Below are 25,107 nucleotides of genomic sequence, written 5' to 3'. Positions count from 1 at the left end.
GACAAATCGGAAGGTGTCGGTCAGGTCACATCAGATCGTCGAGCAGATACGCCGCCCACCAGCAGTCGTCGTGACCACCCGGGTAGGTCCGCAGTTCCGTCGCGAAGCCGTGCGCCACCGCCGTGTCCGCCGCCGCACGCACCGTGGGCTCGAGTTCCTCCTCGAACTCCCCCACCGCCAGTCGCAGCCGCGGCAACCGGCCGGTGGCGGCGCGGAGCTGGTCGTGAATCCATTCCTGCCGGTCGTGGACCTGCGCCGGGCGGGCGGTCAGACCCGGCCGGCACCACACCGACGGCGAGTAGGCCAGCACCTCCTCGACGACGCCCGGATGCCAGGCCGCGAGACTGAGCGCCGCGAGGCCGCCGAGACTCTGCCCCGCGACGATCACGCGCGACGGCGGTCCCGGCAGCTGGGCGCGCACCCGCGGTATCAGCTCGGTGGCCACGGCGTCGAGGACGGCACGGTTGCCGCCCAGCACCGCGAGCCGGTCGCCCGGTGCCGCGGGCGACTCGATGCCGACCACCGCGAACCGGCGCGCCACCCGGCCGGCGCTCGCGGCGCGGGCGAGCACCGCGGGCAGCCGGTAGCGGCCGAACCACTTCTCCGCGTCGAACACCACGAGCAGGTCGACGGGGGCGCCGTCGGCCGGGCGGCCGGGAACGCTCAACGGGCAGCGGAGCACCCGGCCGTCGGCGGTCAGCGTCAGGGTCTCGGTGACGCCCGGCGCCGCGACCGGATCGACCCAGTCGCCGAGAGGGGGCGCGCCGGCGCACCGCAGCACCGAACCGAACGGCGAGCCGGCGCGGAACTCGGTGTTCCGGGTGTCGATCCGCGCGCCCCGCACCACCTCGCGCGAGTACACGATCCGCCCGTCGACGACGCCCGGCGAATCCGCGGCGAACGGATAGATCCGGTACCCGGCCATCGTGCCGCGCGGGGCCGTGATCTCGGTGAACCACAGCCGCGTCCCCGGCTTGCGGCGCATCAGGCCGGCGTCGGCGTGATTCTTGTCGGTGAGCCGGTTGACCCAGACGTACACCCCGGCCGGATCCGGGTCGCCGCCGGTCGGCTGCCAGAGGAAGAGGATGCGCTGGCGGTCCGGGTCGCCGGGGTGATCGGTGATCACCGGGGTCGCGGCGCCGACGAGCACGTCGTGCGGGAGGGCGGCCGACGGGTCCAGCACCAGCGCCCGGAGTTCTTCCGGCCCGGGTTCTTCCGGTCCGGGCCGCCGCGGGTCGGTGTCAGACATGCGTCACCCCGCTGCCGTCGATCGCCGCGGCGATACTCCCCAGTGCGGGCTGGCGGACCATCCCGGGATGTGTCGTCGCGAGGTCGTGGCGGGTCAGGGTGCCGCCGACATGGGCGGACCAGCCCCGCGGGTCGAGGAAGTCCTCGGCCCCCTCGGTGGCCCGGAACAGCGTCGCGTCCCCACCGAACTCGCCGGTGGTGTGCTCGCGCATGAGGCTCGCGAAATGCGCCACGACGTCGGCGATCGCCCGCACCTGCGCGGCGGTCAGCGCCCCGAACGCGGTGTGTTCCCCGCGGAGTGCGTCGAGCAGGTCGGCGTCGGAGTCGATGGCCTCCTTCTCGACACCGGCCATGATGAGGAAGGCGCGCCGCACCTCGGCGTCCGACGGCGGCGGCTGGGCGGCCCACTGCTCGCTCGGGTAGGCGTCCATCAGGTACAGCCCGGTCACCGCGCGGCCGCGCGCCGCGGCGGCGACCGCCATCTCGTGGGCGATGACGCCGCCGACCGACCAGCCGAGCAGCTGGATCGGCCCGTCGGGCACCGCCTCCTCGATCGCGTCCAGATAGGTTCGCGCGACCTCGGCGAGGCTGACCGGCAGCGGCTCACCACGCAGACCGTCCGCCTGGAGGGCGTAGACGCCGATCGATCGGTCGAGGGCGCCGAGCAGCCCGGCGTAGCACCAGCCCAGGCCGCCGGCCGGGTGGACGCAGAACAGCGGCGCGCGCCCGCTGCCCGGGTCGGCGGCGCGCAGGGTGAGGAGCCGCCCGAAGGGATCGGCGCCGTCGCCTCCGTCGAGGCGCCGCGCGAGGGCGGTGACCGACGGGGCGGCGAACAGGTCGGCGACGGCCGCATCGCGCCCGGTCACCTCCCGGATGCGGGCGGCCAGTCGTGCGGCCGACAGCGAGTTGCCGCCCAGGTCGAAGAAGCTGTCGGTCACCGACACCGCGTCGCGCTCGAGGACCTCGGCGAAGACCGCGGCCAGGGCGATCTCCAGCGGAGACTCCGGCGGCGCGATCTCAGCGCCGCCGAGCACCGGATCGGGCAGCCGCTTGCGATCGAGTTTGCCGTTGCGGGTCATCGGGATCTCGTCGATCACCACGAGCGCGTCGGGGACCATGTACGACGGCAGCCGCCGCGACAGCACGGCCCGCAGCTCGAACAGGTCGACCGTGGTCCCCGGTTCGGGCACCACGTAACCCAGCAGCGTCGCCGACGACCCGCTGCCGCGGGCGATCGCGATGCCGTGCGCGACGCCGGCCGCGTCGCTCAGCGCCGCGCCGACCTCGCCGAGTTCGATGCGCCGGCCGCGGATCTTCACCTGATCGTCGACGCGGCCGATGTAGGTGATGGCACCGTCCGCCTCGCGGCGGGCCAGATCGCCGGTCGCGTACATGCGCTCACCCGGCGCGAACGGATCGGCGACGAAGCGCGTCGCGGTCAGCCCGCTGCGTTTCAGATACCCGCGGGCCAGCTGGACACCGGCCAGATACAGCTCGCCGACGCTGCCGATCGGCAGCGGGCGCAGGGCGTCGTCGAGCACGTAGACCGCGCTGTTGTAGACGGGCAGGCCGATCGGCACGCTCGCGCCGTCCCAGTCCGGCCCCGGCCGCCACCAGGTGATGTCGACCGCGGCCTCGGTAGGCCCGTAGAGGTTGGCGACGATGTTGACGCCGGTGGCGGCGCTGCGCGGCAGGATACGGCCGGCGGCGGTCAGCGTCTCCGGTGCCAGGGCCTCCCCCGAGCAGACGACGAGCCGCAGCGAGTCGGTGGCGGCGGCCGCGGGCTCGTGCAGGAACGCGGCCAGGGCCGACGGCACGAAGTGGCAGACGGTGACGCCGTGCCGGGTGATCTCGGCCGCCAGCGCGGCCGAGTCGCGGTGCGCACCCGCCGGTGCGACGACCAGCGCGGCACCGGCGATCAGCGGCCAGAAGAACTCCCAGACCGACACGTCGAAGGAGTACGGCGTCTTCTGCAGCACCCGGTCGTGCGTGGTCAGCGCGAAGACGTCGTCCATCCACCGCAGCCGGTTGACGATGCTCGCGTGCTCGATGATGGTGCCCTTGGGGGTGCCGGTGGAGCCGGAGGTGAAGATGAGGTACGCGGCGTTGCGGCCGCCCGGGGCGCTACCCGGCGCACCGCTGCGGGCGCCGTCTCGCGCGCTGACGGTGAGCGAGAGGCCGTCGTGACGCCAGTCGGCGTGACCGGGGTCGGCCGCGGAGAGTTCGGCGACCGGCCGGGCGTCGGACAGGATCGATGCGATGCGCGCGTCCGGGGTCTCCGGGTCGATCGGCAGATAGGCGGCGCCGGCCGCGATCACCGCGTGGATCGCGATCACCATCTCCGGGCAGCGATCCATCCGCAGCGCCACCACCGCGTCGGGCCCGGCACCGAGATCGATGAGCATCGCGGCGAGATCGTCGACGGCGGCACGCAGCTGCGCGTACGTCAGCGTCCGCTGCTCGCCACCGGCGGCCGTCCACACCAGGGCGGTGCGGCTGGAGTGCTGCCGCCCCGCGTCGGCGAGCAGTCCGGCCAGGGTCGCGTCCTCGACGGGGTGACCGGTCTGGTTGTAGGTGACGATCTGCGCGGTCACGTCGCCGGCGTCGGCGACCGGCAGCGAGCCCAGCCGGGTCCGCGGATCCGCCGTGGTGAGGTGATCCATCAGGGCGGCGACGCGATCGGCGTGGCGCGCCGCCGTCTGCGCCGTGTACCGCGCCGGATTGGCCTCCACCTCGAGCACCACGCCGCCGTCCGGCTGGGGCGAGGCGGTGAAGGTGAGATCGTCGACCGGTCCCATCGCGATGTTGCCGACGCGGCCGGTCGCGCCGCCGAAGGCGAGCTCGGGCGTGAAGAACTTGACGTTCACCACCGGCCCGTAGACCACCGCGTCGGTGCCGACCGCCCCGAGGTCGCGCCGCAGCTGCTCGGCCCGGTAGCCCGCGTGCGGGCGCACGACGCCGATCTCGGCGGTGACGGCGTCGAGGAACTCCCCGACCGTCGGCAGCGGTGACACGGTCAGCCGCAGCAGCAAGATGTTGACGGTCGGCTCCATGGTCGGCGGCGCACCGAGACGCCGTGCCGCCCACGGCATGCCGAGGACCACGTTCGGATCGGCCGACAGCGTCGCGGTGTACATCGCGACGGCGGCGAGGGTGGTCTCGGTCCAGCCGTGACGGCCGTTCACCGACCGCGGCCCCAGCCGGCGGGAGGTGCGATGCGGACGGTCGTGGGCGACGGCGGGTGGCAGGTCGGTCAGGCTCGGCGGCCGGGCCGCACCGGCGCAGTAGTCGTGCCAGAACGCGGCGTCCGCCGCGGCATCGGCCGTCGTACCGGTGTCCGCGGGCACGAACGGCGGATCGACCGGCGAGCCCTCGCCGGCCGCGGCGGACGTGTACGACGCGGCGACCCAGCGCAGCAGCGCCGCGAACGAGTAGCCGTCGACGCAGAGGTGGTGGATCCGCTGGGCCCAGACATGGCGGGTGGGCGACAGCCGGATCAGCACCTGGCCGCTGAGCCGGTCATCGGCGATCACCGCCGAGCCGTCGCCCGCGGGCGGCAGGTCCATGAAGGCGGCGATCTCCCGATCGCACGCGGCGTCGGGGTCGCCCTCGCCGCTGACGTCGATCAACGGCAGGTCGTGGGCGCGGGTGACCGGCTCCGCCGCCGGCCGGCCGTCGCCGCCGACCGCGTACCGCGCCTGCAGCGCCGGTATCCGTGCGAGGCACCCCGCGAGGACCTCCGCGAACAGCGCGGGGTCCAGCTCACCGGCGATATCGATCCGCTCGGCGCACTGGTAGGCGACCGATCCGGGCACCTGCTGCTGCCCGAACCAGAGCGCGGTCTGCGCGTCGGTCAGCGTCCCCGCGCCGAGCGGCGTGTCGTGCGCGGTCAGGACTATCGGTTCAGCAGACATGCGAGTACACAATCCTCCGGTGCGGAACGGGCGACGACGGCCGAGCAGAACTACTTTGATTAGGGTACCCAAACACAGGATGCCCTTAGTGGTCCGGCCCCGCGGCGCACTGTCAGCCGATCCGGATGTGCCGGATCGACACCAGCATTCGTCGTACCCGGCCGCGGAGCGGCGCGTCGTCGTTCGACGTCAGGAGGAGTCCGGCGCGCTCGGCGATCCGCTCCGCGACCCGCGGCACGGTGAGGCCGTCCGTGCGGATCTGCTCGGCGAACCCGGGTCCGGAGAGTCGTTCCAGGCACAGATCGAGCCTGTCGAGGGCGAACCGGTCGGGCCCGCGAAACGGCAGGCGGCGGGACCGGAGACGAGCCCGGACCGTCTCCGGCTCGGCGAGTAGCGAGAAGTGCCGGACGTCGTGCCCGGCACCGCGAAGCCGGCCGACGATCTCGGCGAGACGACCCGGTTCGATGATCGTCATCGGCACGATGACGACGCCGCGGCGATGCGTCAGCACCCGGTCGAGCGCCTCGTAGACGCCCTGCCGCCACGCCGGGAAGTCCTGGAAGTCGCCGCGCAATTCGGCCGGCAGCATGCGGTTGAGTCCGTAGCCGACGAGTTCGGGATCGCAGACGATGCTTCCCGGCAGCCGCCGGCGCAGCTCGAACGCCGCCTGCGTCTTCCCCACCCCGAACGGTCCGTTGATCCAGATCAGCACGACCGCCAGGGTAGGCAGCGCGGACGCTCCCTGCCCCGTCCCGATGCGATGCCGAGTCTCCGGCCGCAGGAACCGCTCGGCTACGACGCGCGGATGACGCTCAGCCCCTCCGCGAAAGTGGTGATCGCGAAGTCCTGGAAACGTGCCTCGAACTTCGAGGAGTCGAAGACGTTGTCGTGCGCGTAGCGCGGAAGGAGTTCACGGATCACCCGCAACTCCGGCCGCACCACACCGGCGGCGGTCAGCAGCCAGCCGGGCGCGACGGTGTACCCGTCGCCGGTGCCGAAGACCTCCGCGGCGAGGTGCACCAACTGCTGATAGGTGGGCCGGTCGGCGTCGACCGGCAGGTGCCAGGTCTGCCCGAAGGCGTCGTCGGTGTTGCCGAGAACCGCCAGCGCCCGGCTGGCGTCCGGAGTCCAGATGAGCGTGCGGCGACGGTCGGCGCTGACCGGGACGACCGGCCGCTTCCCGGCCTTCATCCGGTCGATGATGAGCGAGTTGGTGAAGCTCTGGGTCCGTCCCGGGCCGTAGAACTCGGGCGCGCGGCCGATCAGGACCTCGATGTCGCCGCGGGCCATCTCGTCGAGCACCATCGACGCCATCTGGGCGCGGACGCGGCCCTTGCGGCCGACGGGCTGGAACCGGGTGTTCTCGGTCTGCACACGATCGTCCTGCGGATACATGTAGGTGTTGTCGAAATAGGCGAACTTCGAGCCCGCGGCCCGCGCGGCATCCAGCGCATTCCGCAGCATGACGGGGAAGTCGCGTTCCCACAGCTCCGTCTTCCCCGGCAGACCCGCGGTGAAGTAGACGATCTCACTGCCGGCGACCGCCGCGGCCGTCCCCTCGGCGTCGAGGAGGTTCGCACTGACGGTCTCGTCGGTCTCGTTCACCTTCTTCGGCGTGCGACTGACCAGCCGGAGGTCGGTGGTGTGGTTCCGTGCGAGATCGCGCGCCAGCTCGACCGCGATCTGCCCGTTGGCTCCCAGAATCGTCTGCATGCTCGCCCTTCGTAATGTATGCGGTGATAACATCACGCTACGGACCGGAAGTAATCACTGTCAACACTCCGAGTGCCGTCTCAGTCGTCGAGAGTATGTGCGGAGTCACCGATCGCGGGTCACGCCGGCCCTCGGCGCACCAGCAGCAATGTCAGTGCCGCCGCCACTTCAGTGGGATTGGCCGAGAACGGCTTCGGCAAGAGCTCATCGACGCGGGCCAGGCGCCGGTCGATGGTGTTGCGATGGGTGTACAACTTCTCGGCCGTGCTGGTCCGGTTGAGCCCTTCCTCGACGTAGACGAGCACCGTCTGATGAAGCACCGGACTCGCGTCGAGGAAATCGCCGAGTACGTCGGCCACGAAACGATCCGCCGCGGCGACATCGGCAGTGATCAGGTCGACGAGTTGAACGTCCTCGTAGCGAACGATGGACAGCTGCGAGTCGAGGCGGGCCAGAAGACGTTGCGCCGCAGCGGCATCCATATGGGTACGCCGGAAGCCTGCGACGTCTTTCGCCGGTCGTCCGAGAGCCACCCGAACGCGCCGCTGACCACGCAGCCGATCCGCGAGTGTCGAGACCGCCGGTGTGGCGGCCGCCGGAATCCACAGCCACAGCGCCACCGTCCCCGCGACCACGGTGAGCCGGCGATCGGCCCCGCACGCCCTCATCACCTGTTCGGCAGCGCGTTCGAGCAGGCCAACGTCCTCCTCGGAGTCGACCCAGACCACCACACCGACATGCGAACCGGTGAGTGCGTAGCCGAGCTGCGCCTCCGCCCGGGAGACGGCGATGTCCGCCCCCTGCAGCAACAGCTCGACGGTCGCGTACCGCTGCAACTGAGATCCGGCCGCCAGCTCCTCCCGGGTCCGCTGCACGTAGTCGCCGAGCTCGACCATCGCGTCGTCGGTCGCCGTGGTCAGAGTGTTCCCCGAGACCTCCACGAGTTCGCGGAGCTGCGCAGGATCGTCGGTGGCCTCGAAACAGGCCGCGAGCCACCACTTCCAGCAGACTCGCTCCGCCGATCTCCACGCCCCGACGTCGTCGACGACGAGACCGCGCAGCACCACGTCCCGCGCGAACGTCCGCATCTCACTCCCGCCGAGGACCGGCACTCTCCGGCCGGGGTGGGCGATGTTGGAGGTCAGCCAGTGCTTGAGGAGCGAGACGACCAGACGGGCATCGGCTTCGGCGAGCACCGGATCGTCGGCGATCACCCGGTACCGCGGATCTTCGACGGACGCCGCAGTGACATCGGCGATCACCTCGTCCGACCGTGCGAGCAGATCCTCGGCCAGACCCCGGATCAGCCGTGCCACCGACTCGGAGGGTTCGGGCCACGGCTGATCCGGACTCGTCATACCTGCCAGTCTCCTCGCGTCGGCGACGGCCCTCGGCGGTTCCGGCAAGACCGGTGTCATGCGGTACCCGGGCTAGAGGCCGAGGTAGTCGGCGAGCTCGGAGTAGTCGACCTGCCAGAGGCCCGGTGAACCGAGCGGGTACTGCGAGCGGAAGCCGAGGATCCGCTGGACGCGCTCGGGGAGCTTGGCCGCGGTCTCCCGGGACACCAGGAACGGGTAGGCCTCCTCCCCGACCAGGTAGCCGGGGTTGAAGGCGAACGACACCGCGCGCCGATACTCGTCCGTCGTGACGTTCGCTCCGCCCCCGTGAACGGTCTTGCCGCTGATGAACAGGGCGTCGCCAGCCTTCATGGTGGCGGGAATCGTCTTCTCCGGAGCGCCGCGGTCCTCGAAGTCGGGCCAGAGATGGCTGCCCGGAATCACCCGCGTCGCACCGTTCTCCTCGGTGAAGTCGGTGAGAGCGATGAGGAAGTTGAGTGTGATCTCCGGTCCGGCAGGGCCCATTCCGACGAAGGGATACCAGTTCTCGAGATCGCGGTGGAGCATCTGGGCGCGGTTGCCCGGCCCGATCTCGATCACCTGAGCGGTCGTCATCCAGTAGGTGCCCGACTCCCCCAGGAATCGCGCATCACACAGTTCGTGCACCAGGTCGAGGTCGATGATCTCGTCGCGGAACACGTCGCTGCGATTCACCAGGTTGGTCAGGCGCTTCGTGTTCACGCCGTGGAACTCCTGGACGAGCTCGTTCTCGTGGGTGCTGCCCGGGGCGAGCGCCGCGAGCGACGGATCGATCTCGGAGTTGAAACGCGCGACCTGCTCTGCGGAGAGCAGTCCTTCGATGACGACGCCGCCGTCGCGGGCGACGATCGCGAGGATGTCGGCCGCGGACGTCGAGCTCGGGACTCGCTGGATGGCTGTTTCGACGCTGGTCATGGGATTTCCAATCTGTCAGGATCCGGGTTCGCCGACCACTCAGAGAACGGAGTGCCCAGGAATCCGGATCGATGTGCTGTGGCGCAGCTCTCACTATCGGCATCTCGTGACCCGCTGCCTATCCGCACGTTTGTACGTCTGTCGCCCGCAGGCGGTGCACATCGCACCTTCGCCGCAGGTCCGGGCGATTCGCGGCTGCGGCGCCGGATCCTTCGCCGGCGAAGTGTGTGAGGTTTCCACACTCCCGCCAGGCAAGACGCTGAGATTCGATGTGGCGTGCGTTACAGCGATTTCGGCAGGCTGGGCCGCATCACACAGTCACATCCACCTTCCAGGCGCCGGTCCCGGCGCGGAATGAGAGAAGAGAAGATGAGCAGCTCAGCAACCCAGCCGGAGTATTTCGACGTCGTCATCATCGGCGGCGGCATCTCGGGAATCGGCGCGGCCGTCTACGTCACGCAGGAGTTCCCGAAGAAGACGGTCGCGCTCCTGGAAGGCCGCGACTCCGTCGGCGGAACTTGGGATCTGTTCCGCTACCCCGGAATCCGTTCCGACTCCGATCTGCACACGTTCGCCTACGAGTTCAAGAGCTGGAAGGACGAGAAGGCGATCGCCGACGCTCCGCTCATCCTCGACTATCTGAAGGAGACGGTCGACGAGTACGGGCTGGACGAGATCGTCCGGTACCGGCACCAGGTCACCTCGGCGGCGTGGATGAGCGACGACGCGCAGTGGGTGCTGTCGGTCGACGTCACCGACCCCGACGGCACCGTCCGGCACGAGGTCATCAAGGCCGGCTGGGTCTTCGGCGCCACCGGCTACTACCGATACGACCAGGGCTTCACTCCCGAGTTCGAAGGGCGTGCGGACTTCCGGGGCGACATCATTCACCCGCAGCACTGGCCCGAGGACTACGACTACTCCGGCAAGAAGGTCGTGGTGATCGGCAGCGGCGCCACCGCGATCACCCTCATCCCGTCGATGCTCCTCGGCGACGGCGCAGCGTCGCACGTCACCATGTTGCAGCGGACTCCGACGTACATCCTGACGTTGCCGCGCGTGGACTCGCTGAACCTGAAGCTGACCAAGCTGCTCGGCGAACGCCGCGGCTACCTCGCCACCCGGTGGAAGAACGTGTGGAGCGACTGGGCACTGGTCAAGGCCCTCACCACCTTCCCGAAGGCGTCCCGCCGGTTCATCCGCTGGGTCAATCAGCAGGAACTGCCCAAGGGCTTCGACGTCGACAAGCACTTCAACCCGCCGTACGAGCCGTGGGACCAGCGTCTCTGCCTTGCCCCCGACGGCGACTTCTTCTCCTCGATCAGCAGAGGCGACGCCGACGTGGTCACCGATCGCGTCCGGCGCTTCACCGAGACCGGCATCGAGCTGGAATCGGGCGAGCACCTGGACGCCGATCTGATCGTCACCGCGACGGGCCTCAACATGAGGCTGTTCGGCGGCATCGACGTGTCCGTCGACGGAAAGACCATCGACCTCTCCGAGTCGGTGGTCTACCGCGGAATGATGCTGTCAGGCGTGCCGAACTGGGTGATGGCTCTCGGCTACACCAAATCGTCGTGGACGCTGAAGATCGGACTGCTCGGCAAGAGCTTCATCGAGCTGCTGCGTCACATGGACACCCACGGATACGACACCGCCGTCGCCGAGGCCCCCGACGGCACCGGCACCCGCCCGGTCATCGACCTCGACGCCGGCTACATGCTGCGCGCCAAGCACACGCTTCCGCGTCAGGGCGACGAGATGCCGTGGCAGATGAAGCAGGTGTTCCTCGAGGACCGGAAGATGTTCCGCGGCCCGGTGATCACCGACGCTCTCCACTTCAGTTCACGCCTGGAACGTGAGCTGACCGCGGCTCCCGCGACCGAAGAGGTCCGGCGATGATCGGCACCGCTTCCGCTTCCGCAACGATGCCGGCCCGCGCGCTGACGGGTGCCGAACGCATGCAGCGCGTCCTGTTCACGACGATCGGCCGCGTTCGCCCGTCACTGCTGAACCGCGTCGTCCCGCCGGTCGTGAACTCCGACGGCGACATCATGGCCCCGGAGATCGCGGTGCTCATGAAGGCATCCGCCTCGGCACCCGATTTCAGCGACGGCAGCGTCGCCGACGCCCGCGCCTCGATGGACACCGACTGCGTGGTGTTCGCTGACGACGCCCCGACGATGACCGTCGACGACGTCGTCCTTCCGAGCGGGATTCACGCCAGCCTGTACCGGCCTGCGGAACGCTCGCCGGGTCTGGTCGTGTTCGTACACGGAGGCGGCTTCGTCCTCGGCAGCCGCGAAGGGTACGACGCACCGGTTCGGCTCATCGCCGACCGTGCCGGCGTCGCCGTGCTGTCCCTGGAATACCGGCTCGCGCCGGACGCACCGTTTCCGGCAGCGATCGACGACACGCTCGAAGCCTGGCGATTCGCCGTCGCCCACGCCGAGGAGTGGGGAGTCGACCCGGCACGGATGGCGCTGCTGGGCGACAGCGCGGGCGGCAATCTCTGCGCCGTCGCGAGCAACGAGCTCCGCGCGGCGCAGGTCCGCCCCCGACTGCAGGTGTTGATGTATCCGGTCGTCGACGCCGAGGGCGAGTACCCGTCGCGGGAGGAGTTCGCCACCAATCCGGCGCTGTCGGCCAAGCAGATCGCGTGGCTGGGTGGACACTACGTACCCGACGCCTCCGCGATGACCGATCCGCGGGTGTCGCCGATCCACCTCGACGACCTGACGGGCGCACCCGCCACGCTGATCACCGTCGCCGGTTTCGATCCGCTCCGCGACGAGGCGCTCGCCTACGCCGGCCGGCTGATCGACGCCGGAGTCCCGACTCGCGTGATGCGCGAGAGCGGCCTGGTGCACGGCTACCTCTCGATGACCCGGATCAGTCCCACGGCCCGCGCCGCCGTCGACCGAGTCGCCGACGCCATCGCCTCCGCCCTCGCCTGACTCCTCACCACCGAAGGAACCCGCCATGTCCATGATCCATATGACGTTGGTGTTGATCGCCAACCTCGCAATGCTGGGCGCCGGCTACGTCTACGGCGTTCGGCTGCTGCGACGCCATCACAACTTTCTGCTCGGCTTCGAGTGGATCGTGATCGCGGTGTCCGGCACCAACGTGCTGCTGCTGGCCGCGACCGGCGTGTCGCACGACAGCCTCAGCTACCACCTGATGATCTTCTTCGACGCCTTCTCCCGGTCGTTCGGCATGACGGTGATCTTCGTCCTCGGCATGATGGCCGTCACTCACCGATACCGTCCCACCTGGATCGTCGAGGCCATCGCCATTCTCGCGGGCGTCGCAGTCGGCCTCGACCGCACCCTCGACGTCCGTCCGGTCAGTCTGAGCTGGACCGCGTTCTACACCGTCGCGAACCTCGGCGTCGCGGTGTTCATGCTGTACGTCGCCGCTCGCCTGTTCCGCATCGGCGAGCGCCGCCACGGCGTCTGGGTGTCGGTGGCGACTGTTCTCGGCGCCCTCATCGCCGTGTCGTACGACTTCATCCGGATTCCCGGCGACGACGCCGACCACACGCTCTTCTACAGCATCGCGATGAGCGTGTGGGCGCTCATGCTGGTGACGTACTACCACGGGTACCGCGTGCTCGACGAATATCAGAACCGGCTCGCGCCGGCGCCGATGCCGGCGCCGGATCAGACGCCCGAGCCCCTCACCGCACCCCGGTGACGGAGCGTCGCACGGTGGTAGGGCGCCGGCCGTGCGCGTGCACTCCGCGCAGCCTATCGATGTCGACCGGCGCATCGAGAGGGTCGGCGCCGTCGTCGCGCGGCGCTCCAGCCGTGCCACGACGACCACGGAGCAGCCGCGCTGGGTACTCTCGACACATCGCGGGTGCGCAGCCCGTGAGTGACATCGATGCAGCGATCCCGCCATGGGCGGGTGAACGACACGAACCGTGGAGGACCGCGTGGCCGACGACACCGACAAGATCGAGCAGCAGATCGCGCAGGCGCGCGAGGAACTGGCGACGACCCTGGACCAGCTCGCCGAGCGGGCGAACCCGCAGCACCTGGCCAACGACGCCAAGACCAAGGTGCTCGCCTTCCTGAACCGGCCCCCGGTGAAGTTCGGCCTGATCGGTGCCGGCGGCCTCGTGGTGGTGCTGGTGGTCCGCAAGGTCGTCAAGCACTGACGTCTCCGGTCGCTTGCGGAAGCGCGGAAACGGCGCTGACCAGCCGATTTTTATCTCGGCGGCATGCCTGTTAATGTTTCTTCTCGCAAGGCCAAGCGCCATTAGCTCAATTGGCAGAGCAGCTGACTCTTAATCAGCGGGTTCGGGGTTCGAGTCCCTGATGGCGCACAATAACAGCAGGTCAGGCCCCTACCGGCAGAATCCGGTAGGGGCCTGAACCCTTTAATGAACCCTCTAATGCGATTGGAGGGACGGCTAGGGACGCTCAGCCCAGCAATCCATTCGTGGGCTACCCCGGCTCTCCGCCAAGCACGCCGACATCATGCGCCGCCGACTGCTCGGGTAGGGCTTCGCTTCAGTCGGGTGCTTCGGCAGGACCGTTCTCTGATTCTGCCGCCTGCTTGGTGCCGTCCACGATCTACTGGTAGGCGTGGACGACGACGAGCAGATGACCGAGGCCGAGATCGACGAGCTGTTCGAGCGGACGCAGCCGATCGGCAACGCGATCAACGCGCTTGCACAGGCCGAGCTGGCCGTCGCCGCCGTCGATGAGCTTGACCCGGCTGTCGCTGCACGGCTGGAGCAGATCCAGCGCGAAGCCCTCGGCTGAAGGGGACTCTTGACCGAGCCTATCCCGGATTGTCACCCGCACCTGGAAAGATGAGGCCATGCAGATCAAGACGCGCCAACGAGTTCGCGACCTCGCCGAGGTCTACACCCACTCGCGCGAAGTCAACGCCATGCTCGATCTGGTCCCCGACATGTTTCCCAACGCCGAGGACCCGCGCAACACCGACCGAAAGTTCTTCGAGCCCGCGGCGGGGTCCGGCAACTTCCTCGAAGAAATCCTGGTCCGCAAGCTTGCCTTCGTCACGCGCGAGCGCTACCAGACCGGCCAGCAGTACGAGCACCGAATCCTGCGCGCACTGGCGTCGATCTATGCAATCGACATCGACGCAGAGAACGTCGCCGAGTCGAAAGACCGGCTGCGCAGTGTCATCATCTCGCACCTGGACAACGACCTGAACACCTGTGAGGCGACCGCTGGCTTCGTCGGCGCCGTCGAGGCCATCCTGCGCACCAACGTCGTTCTTGCCGATACCCTGACGGACCTGGACACCATCGAATGGGTTGACTACCACGCCAGCCCCAACGGAACCTTCACTCGCGAGTGGTCGACCGTCGCCGCAGAGCAGGACCAACTCGACCTGTTCGCCGTGCCGAAGGTCGACAGCAAGCCGGTCCATTACGCGCTGTTGCTGGCCAATCCTGAGCCTGTTGTCACCGAGCCCAAACGGATCAGTGCATGAGCGTCGTACCCAGTCGCCAGCACATTCCCGACATCCTCGACTGCCTGGCCCAGCTGTCCAATGACGAGGTCCCGACCCCGCCGAAGCTGGTCAACGCGATGCTGGACCTCTTGCCCGGCGAGGTCTGGAGCAACCCGGAATGCCGCTGGCTCGACCCGTTCAGCAAGTCGGGCGTCTTCTTGCGCGAGATCGCAGTGCGGCTGATGAACGGTCTTGCCGACTGGGAGCCGGACTTCGTCGCCCGCCGCGAGCACATCTTCCGAAACATGCTGTTCGGCACCTCGGTCACCGAGATGACGGGCATCATCGCGCGCCGCAGCGTGTACTGCGCCGCAGACGCCTCCGGAGACTACAGCGTTGTCCGCTTCGACGACCCCGCAGGCAACATCCCGTTTGTCCCGGCCGAGCACGACTTCGACAGCGACGACAAGTGCAGGATCTGCCGTGCGCCCAAGAGCCTTGACCGCGGCGCTTCACGCGAGAAGTACGCCTACTCGTTCATCCACGACGCCTACCCCACGCAGGAGATGGCCAACATGAAGTTCGACGTCATCGTCGGCAATCCGCCCTACCACCTCGAAGACGGTGGGCACGGTAAGAGCGCCACGAACCTGTACCACCTCTTCGTGCAGTCTGCTGTACGCCTGAACCCTCGCTACATCACCATGATCATCCCCTCGCGCTGGTTCTCCGGTGGGAAGGGCCTCGATAAGTTCCGGGACACCTTCCTGAACGACGGACGCATCCGATCTCTCACCGACTACCTGAGCGCATCTGATCCGTTCCCTGGAATCGGGCTGAAAGGTGGCGTCTCGTTCTTCTTGTGGGACCGCGATCATCCCGGTGCATGCACGGTAACCACCCGGTACAAGGACTGGCCGGTCTCGACGGCCACTAGGCCGCTAGTTGAGCCCGGTGCCGATGTATTCATCCGATTCAACGAGGGCGTCTCCATCCTCAAGAAGGTCATGCAGATCGAAACCGGACAGACCGACACGCTGTCCTTGCCTGAGGTCCGGTCTTTCGCGAAGCTGGTCGGTCCCCGAAAGCGATTCGGGTTCGACACCACATTCAAAGGTCACTCCAGAGAGAAACCGGGGGACGTCAAGCTCTACCGGAACGGTGGAACCGGCTTCGTCCATCGCGACGAGATCACCTCCGGCAATAACCTCATTGATGTCTGGAAGGTCTATGTAAGCTACGCCGCGCCCGGCACGGGCAACAAGGACACCTACCCACACCGCGTCATCAGCACCCCGTTCAAGGGCGAACCCGATTCTGTCTCATCCGAGACCTACCTCTGCATCGCTCCCCTCCGCACCGAGGGCGAGGCCGATAGCGTGCTTTCGTACCTGGCTTGCCGCTTGCCTCGATTCCTGATCCAGCTCCGCAAGGCATCTCAGCACGTGACGAGCAAGGTGTACGGGTTCGTTCCGACTCAGACCTGGGACCGAATCTGGACAGACGCCGATCTCTACACCAAGTACGGCCTGACCGATGAGGAGATCGCCTTCGTCGAGAGTATGGTCCGCCCGCTCGACAACGGGGCCGGTGCATGACCAACCGCATCTACGCCTACACCGTCGTTGGCAAGGACGACGAGCCCTGGGAGCGCGCCGAGGGATCGGCGCTGGTGGCCGGCCACGGCCTCATCAAGGTCGGCGAGACCACCAAGACTACGGCCCGGGCCCGGATCAGGCAGCAGCTCAACACCGCTTACCCCGGTCTCAAGGGCGTGGATATCCTCCTCGACGAGCCCGCGGTCCGCGTTGACGGCACCGAGTTCTCCGACCACGACGTGCATGCTGCGCTGGTCGCCGCCGGTATCACCCGCACCGGAGGCGAATGGTTCGAGGCCACCCTCGACGAGGTGAAGGCCGCCATCGCCGTCGTGCGCTCCGGCATCGCCTTCCAGGCCAGGCGCAACCAGACCTTCGCCATGCGCCCGGAGCAGCGCGCCGCGGTCGAGGTGACCTCTGCCTACTTCCGCGACCACGCCGACGGCCGGGCCCAGAAGTTCCTCTGGAACGCGAAGATGCGGTTCGGCAAGACCTTCGCGACCTACCAGCTGGCCAAGGAGATGGGCTGGAAGCGCGTTCTGGTGCTGACCTTCAAGCCCGCGGTCGCCACCGCCTGGCATGATGACCTGCTCTCGCACGTCGACTTCGACGGGTGGCTGTACATCGACAAGACCACCGACGAGGCCGATCGCTACGCCGCCGCCGACTACGACGGGCCAGTGGTGTGGTTCGCCTCCCTCCAGGACCTGGGCGGACGCGACGCCAACGGCAACATCAAGGTCCGCAACGAGGTCATCCACCTCATCGACTGGGACGCGATCATTCTCGACGAGTACCACTTCGGCGCGTGGCGCGACTCGGCGCGCTCGTTGTACGAGGCCACCGGCGAGACCAAGGCCGACGCCGAGACCAGCGCGGAGGAACCCGAAGACGAAGTCACCACCGAGGAGATCGACGACGAGCTCGACGTCACCGCGGGCCACTACCTGTACCTGTCGGGCACTCCGTTCCGGGCGATCACCGACGGCGAGTTCACTGAGGACGCGATCTTCAACTGGACCTACGTCGACGAGCAGCGCGAGAAGGCGCACTGGGCCGACCCCGATCTTCCGAACCCCTACCTGTCGCTGCCGGGCATGGAGATGTACGCATACGACATGGGTACCGGCGCCGCCGAGTACGCCGAGGACGGGGAGTTCGATGGGTTTAGCCTCAACGCCACCTTCGCCGCTAAGAAGGTCGGCAGCGAGTCGGTCTTCGATCGGCCCGACGAGGTCGCCGAGTTCCTCGAGATGCTTCGCGGCAAGCTCAGCGACCAGATGAAGCTCCAGGTGCAGGTCCAAGACAAGCCGCCATTCCCGTACGAGTCGTACCGCTTCAAGGACGCGATCAAGCACTCTGTCTGGTACCTGCCGAACGTCGCCGCGTGCTTCGCGATGGCCGACATGCTCGTTGCCCACCCGTACTTCTCCCAGTTCGAGATCGTCGTCGCGGCAGGCAACAAGGCCGGCCTGGGCGCCGCGGCGCTGCCGCCGGTCGAGCGCGCGATCGCCGACGTCAAGCGTGGCGACGGCGTCGGCTCGATCACGCTGTCCTGCGGCAAGCTGATGACCGGCGTGACCGTGCGCGAGTGGGGCGCGATCCTCATGCTGCGCTCGCTCAAGAGCCCCGAGTCCTACTTCCAGGCCGCATTCCGTGTGCAGTCACCCTGGGCCTATCGCGACCCCGAGGGTGGCATCGATGTGCTGAAGCCGACTTGCTACGTCTTCGAGTTCGACCCCAACCGCGCGCTGAGCCTGGTCGCCGAGTACGGCAGCAAGCTGGCGGCGACCGGCGACACCACTCCGTCGCAGGCGATCGGCGAGCTGATCAATTACCTGCCGATCTACGGCTTCTCCGGCGGCTCCATGCGCCCGCTCGATGCCAGCGCCGTGCTCGACTGGGCCACCGCCGGCGTCGGGGCCACGGCTCTGGCGAGTCGATGGAACTCGCCGTTGCTCGTCGACGTAAACGAACGCACCCTGGCCGCGGTGCTCGACCGTCCGGACCTGATCGAGACCCTGGAGAACATCGAGGACTTCCGAGCGCTGGTAGACAACGCTGAGCAGGTCATCACCAATACCAAGGACCTCAAGAAGGCCAAGCGCGACCAGGGCGGCAAGCTGGACCCGGACCAGAAGAAGAAGCAGACCGAGACCGCCAACCGGCGCAAGGAGATCCGCGAGAAGCTGCAGAAGTTCCTCGCCAAGATCCCGGTTTTCATGTACGTCACCGACTACCGCGAGGAAGCCCTCAAGGACGTCATCGAGTCCCTCGACTCAACGCTGTTCGAACGCGTCACTGGCCTGACCGTCGAAGACTTCAAGACGCTCAACGACATCGGGCTCTTCAACACCCAGCACCTCAACCACGCGATCTACCAGTTCAAGCGCTTCGAGTCCGCGAGCCTGGACTACGCCCTGACGCCCGAGGAGCGCGAGCATCGCCACGCCCACGAGCAGATCGGTCTGTGGGACACCGTCGAGACGGGAAGCCCTTCGTGAGCGCTCAGGTCATCGCGGTCAACGTCCAGATCCCCGCGTCAACCACCGCCCCGGTCGTCGCCGACTTCACCACCCACGCATTGCGCGTGGGCTACTTCCACCGCCGGGACTGGCAGAACCTCCCGACGGACGACTGGACCGTGCCCGGCGTCTACGTCCTGATGACCACCGACGGCTCGGGCATCGTCTATGTCGGCAAATCGGTCAAGCTCCGCGGACGGATCAGCACGCACAACAGCGACCCTCAGATCGACTGGCAGCGCGCTTTAGTGGTCAAACGGGACACCAGCCACGGTTTCACCAGTGCCGACGTCGGCTACCTGGAAGGCCGCCTGGCCGCCGAGCTGGCCGCGATACCCGGAATCACCGTCCACCGCGGCAAGGAAGACCGCGATGACACCCTGCCTCGGCACATGGAGCTCAGCCTGGACGAGCTGCTCGGCTCCATCCTGTCGGCGGTCCGACTGGCAGGGCTCGACGTGCACAAGCCCGCAGACCTGCCCGACGAGGACGAGGACGCCGAGGGGCCTGCCGACGCGGCTGCCGATACCGCCGTGCCGCCGGCCACCTCCCCGCGGCGCGGGCGCCGCACCAAGAAGGCCAAGCTGCCCGAGCTGGTGGCCGCCGGGCTGATCAGCGCGGGCACTGAACTGCACCTGAGCCAGGCCGGCACCACCGCGACCGGCACCGTGTCCACACAGGGCGAGATCGTCGTCGGCGGCGTCGCCTACAGCTCGGTCAGCAAAGCCGCTCAGACCGCCCTCAACAGCAGTCGCGACGAGACGGCGCAGGTGCTCTCCTCGAACGGCTGGATCACCTGGCACATCGGGAGCCCGACCGGCCCCGTGCTGGACTCGCTGCGCGACCAGTACGCCGACGCCCAGCAGGCGCAGTAGCTCGCGGTCCCCGGCTCACGACATGAACGTGTCGTCGATCCAGTCGTCCCCGCGGTAGATCGTGTCGACCATCATCCCCATCGAGGCGTAGCCGGTCGCCTTCAACGACCCCGCCTCGTCGTCGTCCAGCTCGAACGAGTTCTCCTCAGCGTCCACCCCGCGCCCGACCTTCAGGAACTTCATCCGGCTGGCGCTGCGCAGGTGCACGCCCACGGTCCCGCCGTCGGGGAAGTAGTGCTTGAGGCGCTCGACCACCACATCGTCGGCCGAGTCGTCGTCGATGCACACGATGGTGTTGCGCACCCACGAGTGATCGCCGTCGCGGAACTCCGGGTTGCGGTTCTGGGCCGCGAACCCGAACGTGGCCACCGTGCGCGGGTCACGCACCTCGTGCCGCTGCTCCCAGGTGTCCGCCAGCTGCTTCAAGAAGAAGTCGTACCCGGTGTCCACCAGCGCGCCGTCACCGGCGTAGAGCTTCCTGGCCACGGTCGTCTCGAAGTCGTCAGGTCCGCCGCCGGTCCGCACACGGTGCACGACTGCGCCGTCCTCCACCGAGAACGAGTCCATCACGTACCGCACCGGGCGCTCGCCGGTCTCTCGGAACGAGTCGACGTCGCCCTCGCGCCCGACCACCTCGATCGTCCAGTCGTAGTACCGCCCGCCCCGGACCCCGTACCGCACGTGCAGCTCGGTGTTGATCGGGTTGCCGTTGCCGTAGGGCCCGAGCGACCCGGCGAACTCGTTGTACTCCATGCCTGTGCTCGGCACCTTGTAAGGCTTCTTCTCGCTCATGCTTCAACCATATGACCGAGGTCCGACAATTCGACCGACCCGCACTGTCCGCAAGCCGGTCGGTGACCGTACACCCGGCGGCCATCGCCGCCACCTGGGCCAGAGAGCGTACGTAAAGCCTGTACGCAGGGAGTCGCATTTGAAGGTACCTCTAACGTACATACCGCGCGTGAGAGATCCGGTCGCCTCAGCAGCGTGGTGGCGTCCGGGCCTCTCGACCCGGACGCCACCTACTCACTTGCCGTACTTCAGCACCTGCTGCAAGCGGGACCAGGCCACACGCTCCATCTTGGCGCCGAGCGTGCCTCGCTTGGACTCCCACGCCCCGCCTCCGAGGAGTGACCGTCGTCCGGCGGTCAGGTGCGACAACTCGGAGATGAAGCACTCCCAACCCAGCGCGGTTGTGGGGAGATCGTCGTCTTCGTCTGTCCTGAAGCTCCAGGGTGGGTCCATCGCGGGCGCCACCCACAGCTCATCGTCACCATCGACGTCAACATCACCACCGGCCGCGCCCACTGGCTCGTGCAGAGCGACCCGCCGCTGTTCGACGGCGCCGGCTCCGCCGACAGTCTGAACGACGCTGTCGACCACGCGGCCGCCTGGATCAAGCGGTGCGACAAGAACTGATCCAGACAGCAACAGACCCCGCCATCGGCCGACGGGGTCTCGTTCTCTATCGCCAGACAGCTACCGCCCGACCGCCTTGTCGTTCAGTTCAGCTGTGGTAAGCGTGCCCAGCGGGCGTCCGTCGACATCGACGACCTCGACCTCGGCCACCCGTCCGCGCAGCCAGATTCCATCCTCGTCATCGAATGCTGCGGGTACGCCGAACAACTCTGCGTGGTTGTCGTACGGCGAGCACTCCAACAGCGCCCAGTACTGAGCACTCGACTTCGCCGGATCGAGAACCACCGTCAACCGGCCATCGGCGAACGACACCGACGTCACGGACTGCGCGAGCATGACCCCGGCGTCGGCCCGCTCACGCACCCACTCGTTGAACGTCTCGACGATCTGCTCGTCGGTCGGAGGTCTGCTGTAGTTCGTCATGCCCGCAGACTATCCGGGCACCGCGACAAACTTCGGGATCGTCGCGGTCGTGAGCCAGCCGTGACGCAGAACCAGAAGGGGTCCGGCATGCGTGTCTGCGACAGAGGCAACTTCCGGACCCCACCGCTTGACTATGCAGTCAGAGGCGGCATGGATCTAACGATAACATCGGCGGCATGCTCCGTAAAGTGTCCTGGGTCTCAACTGCTCGATTCAAACCGTTCTTGGCCGCTTGCGACGACGACGAGGATTTGGCGTGGTCGCTCTACGAATGGAACGCGCACGTCGCGTCTGCACTGGTTGAGTGCTTCCACCACACTGAAGTCCTTCTCCGAAACGCGATGATGACTCAGTTGGAGAAGACCCACCCCCTCAGCTACCCGTGGCAGCAAGAATTGCCAACGGTTGTCGAAGCCGCCAAGAAGCGTCGCCAAAGCGAAACCAAGATCGCCAGCCCGGACTCGATCATCTCTGAACTAACGCTCGGTTTCTGGCTCAACCTGCTCGACAAGGGGGCAGAGAACGACGAGCTCTGGCGAACCTGCCTACATAACGCATTCCCAAAATCCCCAGGAACGAGACCGGCCGTGCACAAAGCGGTCGCAGACATGCACAGACTCCGCAATCGGTGCGCGCACCAGGACTCTCTTCTTGACTTCGACCCAGCCATAGAACTGAAGAAGCTACTGTCCCTCGTCGAGTGGATAGACCCGGCCGCGAGGACGTGGCTGGAGAGCATCGAGAGCGTTTCGAAGATTGCCGCCACCCGACCCGTATCACCCCGCGATGACGTCGTCATCGTGGGCGCGAGCGCGGATATGGCCGTCGCGATGTACGAACACGTTGCCGCCTACGTCTGCCCCGCTGGTAGATCATTCGCCCCTGTCGAGTACATGGGCTTCTACCACGACAAGAAGATCGACCCCTTCTTTCCCAAGATCCTCGACATCGTCGTCCCCACCAGGTGGACGCCAGACGAGCAGCAAGCGTTGAAGAAATCCTCGGATTCCGTAGACAAACATGTGGCCCGAGCGATGGGTTACGGCCTCGCCAACGGCTGGGACGCTGGCGACCAGCACCAAGTCTTCCTTCTCTCGACTAAGGACTCGCCCGACACACTCAAGCGGTCCGCGCCGATTCTGCACCGGAAGACCGGGCGAGGGTCGGCGTTCGTGCAGAACAAGCGGTACTTGCCGAAATCCGCGTTGCTGGCGGCAAATGACACCGACCACTTGACCGGCCCGTAGACATCGGCAAACGACCGTTCAACAAACGGTCGTTGCGCGAACATCGTGAACGCTCGGCAACGCCAACGTGATTCGCCGCGCCCGGCGTCCGATCACTGTTCAACAACCCGTTCATTTACGGTAGGCTGGGATCAACGGCAGGGCGACTGTGTGAACACCATTGTTGAACAAGGAGGCCTCGTGGCGCTCGTAGGACTGGTGCGCGTCAGCACCGACAAGCAGGAGACTCGTCGTCAGCACGACGCGCTCGACCCCATCTGCATCAAGGTCTTCGAGGAGAAGGTCTCGGGCAAGCTCTCCGTCGACGACCGCCCCGGCCTGGAGGCAGCGCTGGAGTACGTCCGCGCCGACGACCTGCTCACCGTGCAGGAGGTCGACCGCCTCGGCCGCAATCTGCTGGAGGGCCTCATCACGCTCAACGCGCTTTTCGAGCGCGGCGTCGGCGTGAAGGTCCTCGACGGCATCGCAGCCGGCGAGCACACCGAGCGCAGTCTCGTTCTGGACCTGGCGCTCGCCCTCGCCGAGGACCGCCGCCGAGACATCAGCCGAAAGACGAAGAACGGTCTGGAGGCGGCACGGCGCCGCGGCAAGGTCGGCGGCCGACCGACGGTCCTCGACGACGACAAGCGCGCGGCCATCCTCGCTCGACGGGAGAAGGGCGAGTCCGTGCGCGAGATCGCCCGTGGCGTCGCGGTGTCGGTCGGCACAGTGCACAAGGCGCTCGCCGGGGACAGTGCCACCAGAGGGCAGACCGCGTGAACATCAACGTCCTCATCGACGGGGACAGTGTTCCGATCGACCACGACGTCTTCGTCGTGCTGCTGGAGAACTCAGTCGCCAGTGAGTACGTGGACTACCAGCGCGCGCTGGACAAAGGGTCGATCAAGTTCGAGAAGCTCGTGTGGCTCGCGCGCAAGGGAGAGATCCCGTACTCGTTGTTCTTCGCTCCGATCGATCTCGTTCGCGCCCAGGTCGCGACCAAGACGAGGAAGCTCCTGGAGGGGATCAGCAAGGACACGTTCTCCGTGAACTCTCGGGAGACAGTCGAGCTTCGCCGGATCGAACTCATTGTCAAGGACCTGCTACGCAAGCAGGCGCTGCTGAAGCAGCACGACACCACCTTGACCCAGAACAAGTTGGTCGGGTTGCTCGGACGGCCGGGAACAACGGTCGAAGAGGACGCCGCCACGCTCATGGAGGCGGTCGGGTTGACGCGCGTCGACGTCCTGGCCGCCAAGAACAAGGAGGCCGCACTGGACCTACTGATCGAACTGCTGGAGTCCAACCAGATCCTGGTGGCACGCAGCGTGCAGAACTATATGCCTCAGCGGCTCAAGGTGAAGTTCAGTGGTATGGCGATCAAGGACAAGAAGGTGCCTTACATCTTCTTGGCGAACGAGCCGGACGCGGAGGAACTCTATGGCCGACAGGTCTTCACCCTCGCACTGCTGACGGTCCTGATCGCGCACAAGAAGTTCATGCCGGTCAAGTACAGCTCGACGGTAACCGGGGCCGCTCCTGGCCGCGAGTACCAGATCGTCGAGCAGATGCTGATGCCCGTCGACGAGATGAGGCTGCTGCCCCTGGCGACCCTCGACGAGATCGAGGCCGCCGCGACGCTGTTGAAAGTCACCCCGAGCGCGATCACCGTTCGTGCACTGCACTTGAAACTGCTGGACTTCGAGACCGCTGATGCGCACCTGACTGAGCTGCGGCAGCGCCACGCGAATCGATCGAAGCGTGGGGGCCGGAGCCCGCTCCCGCCGAGAGCCGTGAAGAAGTACGCCGGACGCGAACTGGTGAGCCGCATGCTCGATGCTCTCGACGCCGGCAAGGTCAAGCCGGCGCACTTCTGCCGGGTCGTGTGCTGCGGAATGCTGAAACCGGCTCAGCTCGGCGAGTTGAGAGCAGAGGTCGGGTAGTGGACGACGACCCGCAGTACCTCATCGACAACAACGTCCTGACGAAGCTGACCGCTGAGATTCGAGCAGGAACCTTCTTCACCGCGCGGTGCCACATCCCGACCGAGGTGCTGCACGAGGCCCGCGACTACCCCGACTACCCGATACTGGCGAAGCGGGAGTACCGAACGAGCCCGGGCGTGCTGAGGCAGCTGGTCACGGTGTTGGCTACCGTGCCGAGCGAAGACAGCAAGCTCTTGAACCTCTACGCGAACCAGGGCAATGCCGACCCGTTGATCATCGCGTGCGCACTCGACGGAGAGAGCAAGAACGCGGACAAGCTGTTCGGTCCGACGTGGGTTGTCGTCTCCGATGACGAAGCTGTGCAGTCCAAGGCTCGGGAGCTTAATGTGCCGGTGCTGACATCCGTCGAGTTCATGGCGTTGCCGGATCTGAACTAAGCCGCCTGGCAGTCATTGACGGCGCAGCCGTCCACGAGAGCCTCCTCGACCGATCA

22 protein-coding genes and 1 tRNA gene are annotated in these 25,107 nt (G+C 67.2%); 14 read left to right on the top strand and 9 right to left on the bottom strand.

Features of this window, described 5'->3' with window-relative positions; genetic code table 11:
• Positions 1–25: 25 nt before the first annotated feature.
• The 6 genes from ACSEEN_RS00565 to ACSEEN_RS00540 all read right to left on the bottom strand — a co-directional run bounded on the left by ACSEEN_RS00565 (position 26) and on the right by ACSEEN_RS00540 (position 9,166).
• Complete coding sequence (locus ACSEEN_RS00565; RefSeq protein ID WP_440711971.1) at positions 26–1,249, bottom strand: alpha/beta hydrolase-fold protein; 1,224 nt, start codon at positions 1,247–1,249, stop codon at positions 26–28.
• Positions 1,242–5,162, bottom strand: a complete 3,921-nt coding sequence (locus ACSEEN_RS00560; protein WP_440711970.1) for a non-ribosomal peptide synthetase — start codon at positions 5,160–5,162, stop codon at positions 1,242–1,244. Before ACSEEN_RS00560 ends, ACSEEN_RS00565 begins: the two co-directional genes overlap by 8 nt.
• 112 nt (positions 5,163–5,274) lie before the next feature.
• Complete coding sequence (locus tag ACSEEN_RS00555) at positions 5,275–5,874, bottom strand: AAA family ATPase (protein ID WP_440711969.1); 600 nt, start codon at positions 5,872–5,874, stop codon at positions 5,275–5,277.
• Between the two features lie 80 nt (positions 5,875–5,954).
• Positions 5,955–6,875 carry an NAD-dependent epimerase/dehydratase family protein gene (locus ACSEEN_RS00550; RefSeq protein ID WP_440711968.1) on the bottom strand — a complete coding sequence of 307 codons (921 nt, stop codon included), beginning with the start codon at positions 6,873–6,875 and terminating at the stop codon, positions 5,955–5,957.
• Positions 6,876–6,994: 119 nt separating this feature from the next.
• Positions 6,995–8,233, bottom strand: a complete 1,239-nt coding sequence (locus ACSEEN_RS00545; protein ID WP_298446610.1) for a PucR family transcriptional regulator — start codon at positions 8,231–8,233, stop codon at positions 6,995–6,997.
• A 72-nt stretch (positions 8,234–8,305) separates the two neighbouring features.
• Entirely contained in the window at positions 8,306–9,166 is an 861-nt protein-coding gene (locus ACSEEN_RS00540; protein ID WP_440711967.1) for a phytanoyl-CoA dioxygenase family protein, read from the bottom strand.
• A 369-nt stretch (positions 9,167–9,535) separates the two neighbouring features.
• On the opposite strand from ACSEEN_RS00540, the gene ACSEEN_RS00535 reads away from it, so the two are divergent.
• From ACSEEN_RS00535 to ACSEEN_RS00490, 10 genes are all read left to right on the top strand, one after another.
• On the top strand, positions 9,536–11,068 hold the full coding sequence (locus ACSEEN_RS00535) for a flavin-containing monooxygenase (RefSeq protein ID WP_440711966.1): 1,533 nt from the start codon (positions 9,536–9,538) through the stop codon (positions 11,066–11,068).
• Positions 11,065–12,123: an alpha/beta hydrolase gene (locus ACSEEN_RS00530; protein ID WP_440711965.1), complete on the top strand. Its 1,059-nt coding sequence runs from the start codon at positions 11,065–11,067 to the stop codon at positions 12,121–12,123. Before ACSEEN_RS00535 ends, ACSEEN_RS00530 begins: the two co-directional genes overlap by 4 nt.
• Before the next feature lie 25 nt (positions 12,124–12,148).
• A complete protein-coding gene (locus ACSEEN_RS00525; RefSeq protein ID WP_440711964.1) occupies positions 12,149–12,865 on the top strand; it encodes a hypothetical protein in 717 nt (238 codons plus the stop codon).
• 241 nt (positions 12,866–13,106) lie between these two features.
• A complete protein-coding gene (locus ACSEEN_RS00520; protein WP_440711963.1) occupies positions 13,107–13,331 on the top strand; it encodes a DUF3618 domain-containing protein in 225 nt (74 codons plus the stop codon).
• Positions 13,332–13,426: 95 nt separating this feature from the next.
• Positions 13,427–13,499 (top strand) — tRNA-Lys (locus ACSEEN_RS00515).
• A gap of 262 nt (positions 13,500–13,761) precedes the next feature.
• Positions 13,762–13,941 carry a hypothetical protein gene (locus ACSEEN_RS00510; RefSeq protein ID WP_440711962.1) on the top strand — a complete coding sequence of 60 codons (180 nt, stop codon included), beginning with the start codon at positions 13,762–13,764 and terminating at the stop codon, positions 13,939–13,941.
• A 58-nt stretch (positions 13,942–13,999) separates the two neighbouring features.
• Positions 14,000–14,641: a type III restriction endonuclease subunit M gene (locus ACSEEN_RS00505; RefSeq protein WP_440711961.1), complete on the top strand. Its 642-nt coding sequence runs from the start codon at positions 14,000–14,002 to the stop codon at positions 14,639–14,641.
• A complete protein-coding gene (locus ACSEEN_RS00500) occupies positions 14,638–16,200 on the top strand; it encodes an Eco57I restriction-modification methylase domain-containing protein (protein WP_440711960.1) in 1,563 nt (520 codons plus the stop codon). The genes ACSEEN_RS00505 and ACSEEN_RS00500 overlap by 4 nt, the downstream gene beginning before the upstream one ends.
• A complete protein-coding gene (locus ACSEEN_RS00495) occupies positions 16,197–18,704 on the top strand; it encodes a GIY-YIG nuclease family protein (RefSeq protein WP_440711959.1) in 2,508 nt (835 codons plus the stop codon). The genes ACSEEN_RS00500 and ACSEEN_RS00495 overlap by 4 nt, the downstream gene beginning before the upstream one ends.
• Positions 18,701–19,600: a restriction system modified-DNA reader domain-containing protein gene (locus tag ACSEEN_RS00490; RefSeq protein WP_440711958.1), complete on the top strand. Its 900-nt coding sequence runs from the start codon at positions 18,701–18,703 to the stop codon at positions 19,598–19,600. The genes ACSEEN_RS00495 and ACSEEN_RS00490 overlap by 4 nt, the downstream gene beginning before the upstream one ends.
• Positions 19,601–19,615: 15 nt before the next feature.
• Here ACSEEN_RS00490 and ACSEEN_RS00485 read toward each other — a convergent pair whose 3' ends face one another.
• From ACSEEN_RS00485 to ACSEEN_RS00475, 3 genes are all read right to left on the bottom strand, one after another.
• The gene (locus ACSEEN_RS00485) at positions 19,616–20,392 is read right to left on the bottom strand and encodes a hypothetical protein (RefSeq protein ID WP_440711957.1); all 777 of its coding nucleotides are present in this window, start codon (positions 20,390–20,392) and stop codon (positions 19,616–19,618) included.
• Positions 20,393–20,626: 234 nt separating this feature from the next.
• Complete coding sequence (locus ACSEEN_RS00480; protein ID WP_440711956.1) at positions 20,627–20,983, bottom strand: hypothetical protein; 357 nt, start codon at positions 20,981–20,983, stop codon at positions 20,627–20,629.
• 96 nt (positions 20,984–21,079) lie between these two features.
• Complete coding sequence (locus ACSEEN_RS00475) at positions 21,080–21,442, bottom strand: hypothetical protein (RefSeq protein ID WP_440711955.1); 363 nt, start codon at positions 21,440–21,442, stop codon at positions 21,080–21,082.
• 176 nt (positions 21,443–21,618) lie between these two features.
• Here ACSEEN_RS00475 and ACSEEN_RS00470 point away from each other — a divergent pair, with 176 nt between their 5' ends.
• The 4 genes from ACSEEN_RS00470 (at position 21,619) to ACSEEN_RS00455 (ending at position 25,051) form a co-directional block, all read left to right on the top strand.
• The gene (locus tag ACSEEN_RS00470; protein WP_440711954.1) at positions 21,619–22,689 is read left to right on the top strand and encodes a hypothetical protein; all 1,071 of its coding nucleotides are present in this window, start codon (positions 21,619–21,621) and stop codon (positions 22,687–22,689) included.
• Positions 22,690–22,869: 180 nt separating this feature from the next.
• Positions 22,870–23,448 (top strand): recombinase family protein, encoded by a 579-nt coding sequence (locus ACSEEN_RS00465; protein WP_440711953.1) that lies wholly within the window; start codon positions 22,870–22,872, stop codon positions 23,446–23,448.
• On the top strand, positions 23,445–24,611 hold the full coding sequence (locus tag ACSEEN_RS00460; RefSeq protein ID WP_440711952.1) for a hypothetical protein: 1,167 nt from the start codon (positions 23,445–23,447) through the stop codon (positions 24,609–24,611). Before ACSEEN_RS00465 ends, ACSEEN_RS00460 begins: the two co-directional genes overlap by 4 nt.
• On the top strand, positions 24,611–25,051 hold the full coding sequence (locus tag ACSEEN_RS00455; RefSeq protein WP_440711951.1) for a hypothetical protein: 441 nt from the start codon (positions 24,611–24,613) through the stop codon (positions 25,049–25,051). Before ACSEEN_RS00460 ends, ACSEEN_RS00455 begins: the two co-directional genes overlap by 1 nt.
• Positions 25,052–25,107 lie beyond the last annotated feature (56 nt).

The organism is Gordonia marina (assembly GCF_052036135.1).
GTDB lineage: Bacteria > Actinomycetota > Actinomycetes > Mycobacteriales > Mycobacteriaceae > Gordonia.
This window is presented reverse-complemented; position numbering and strand designations above follow the sequence as displayed.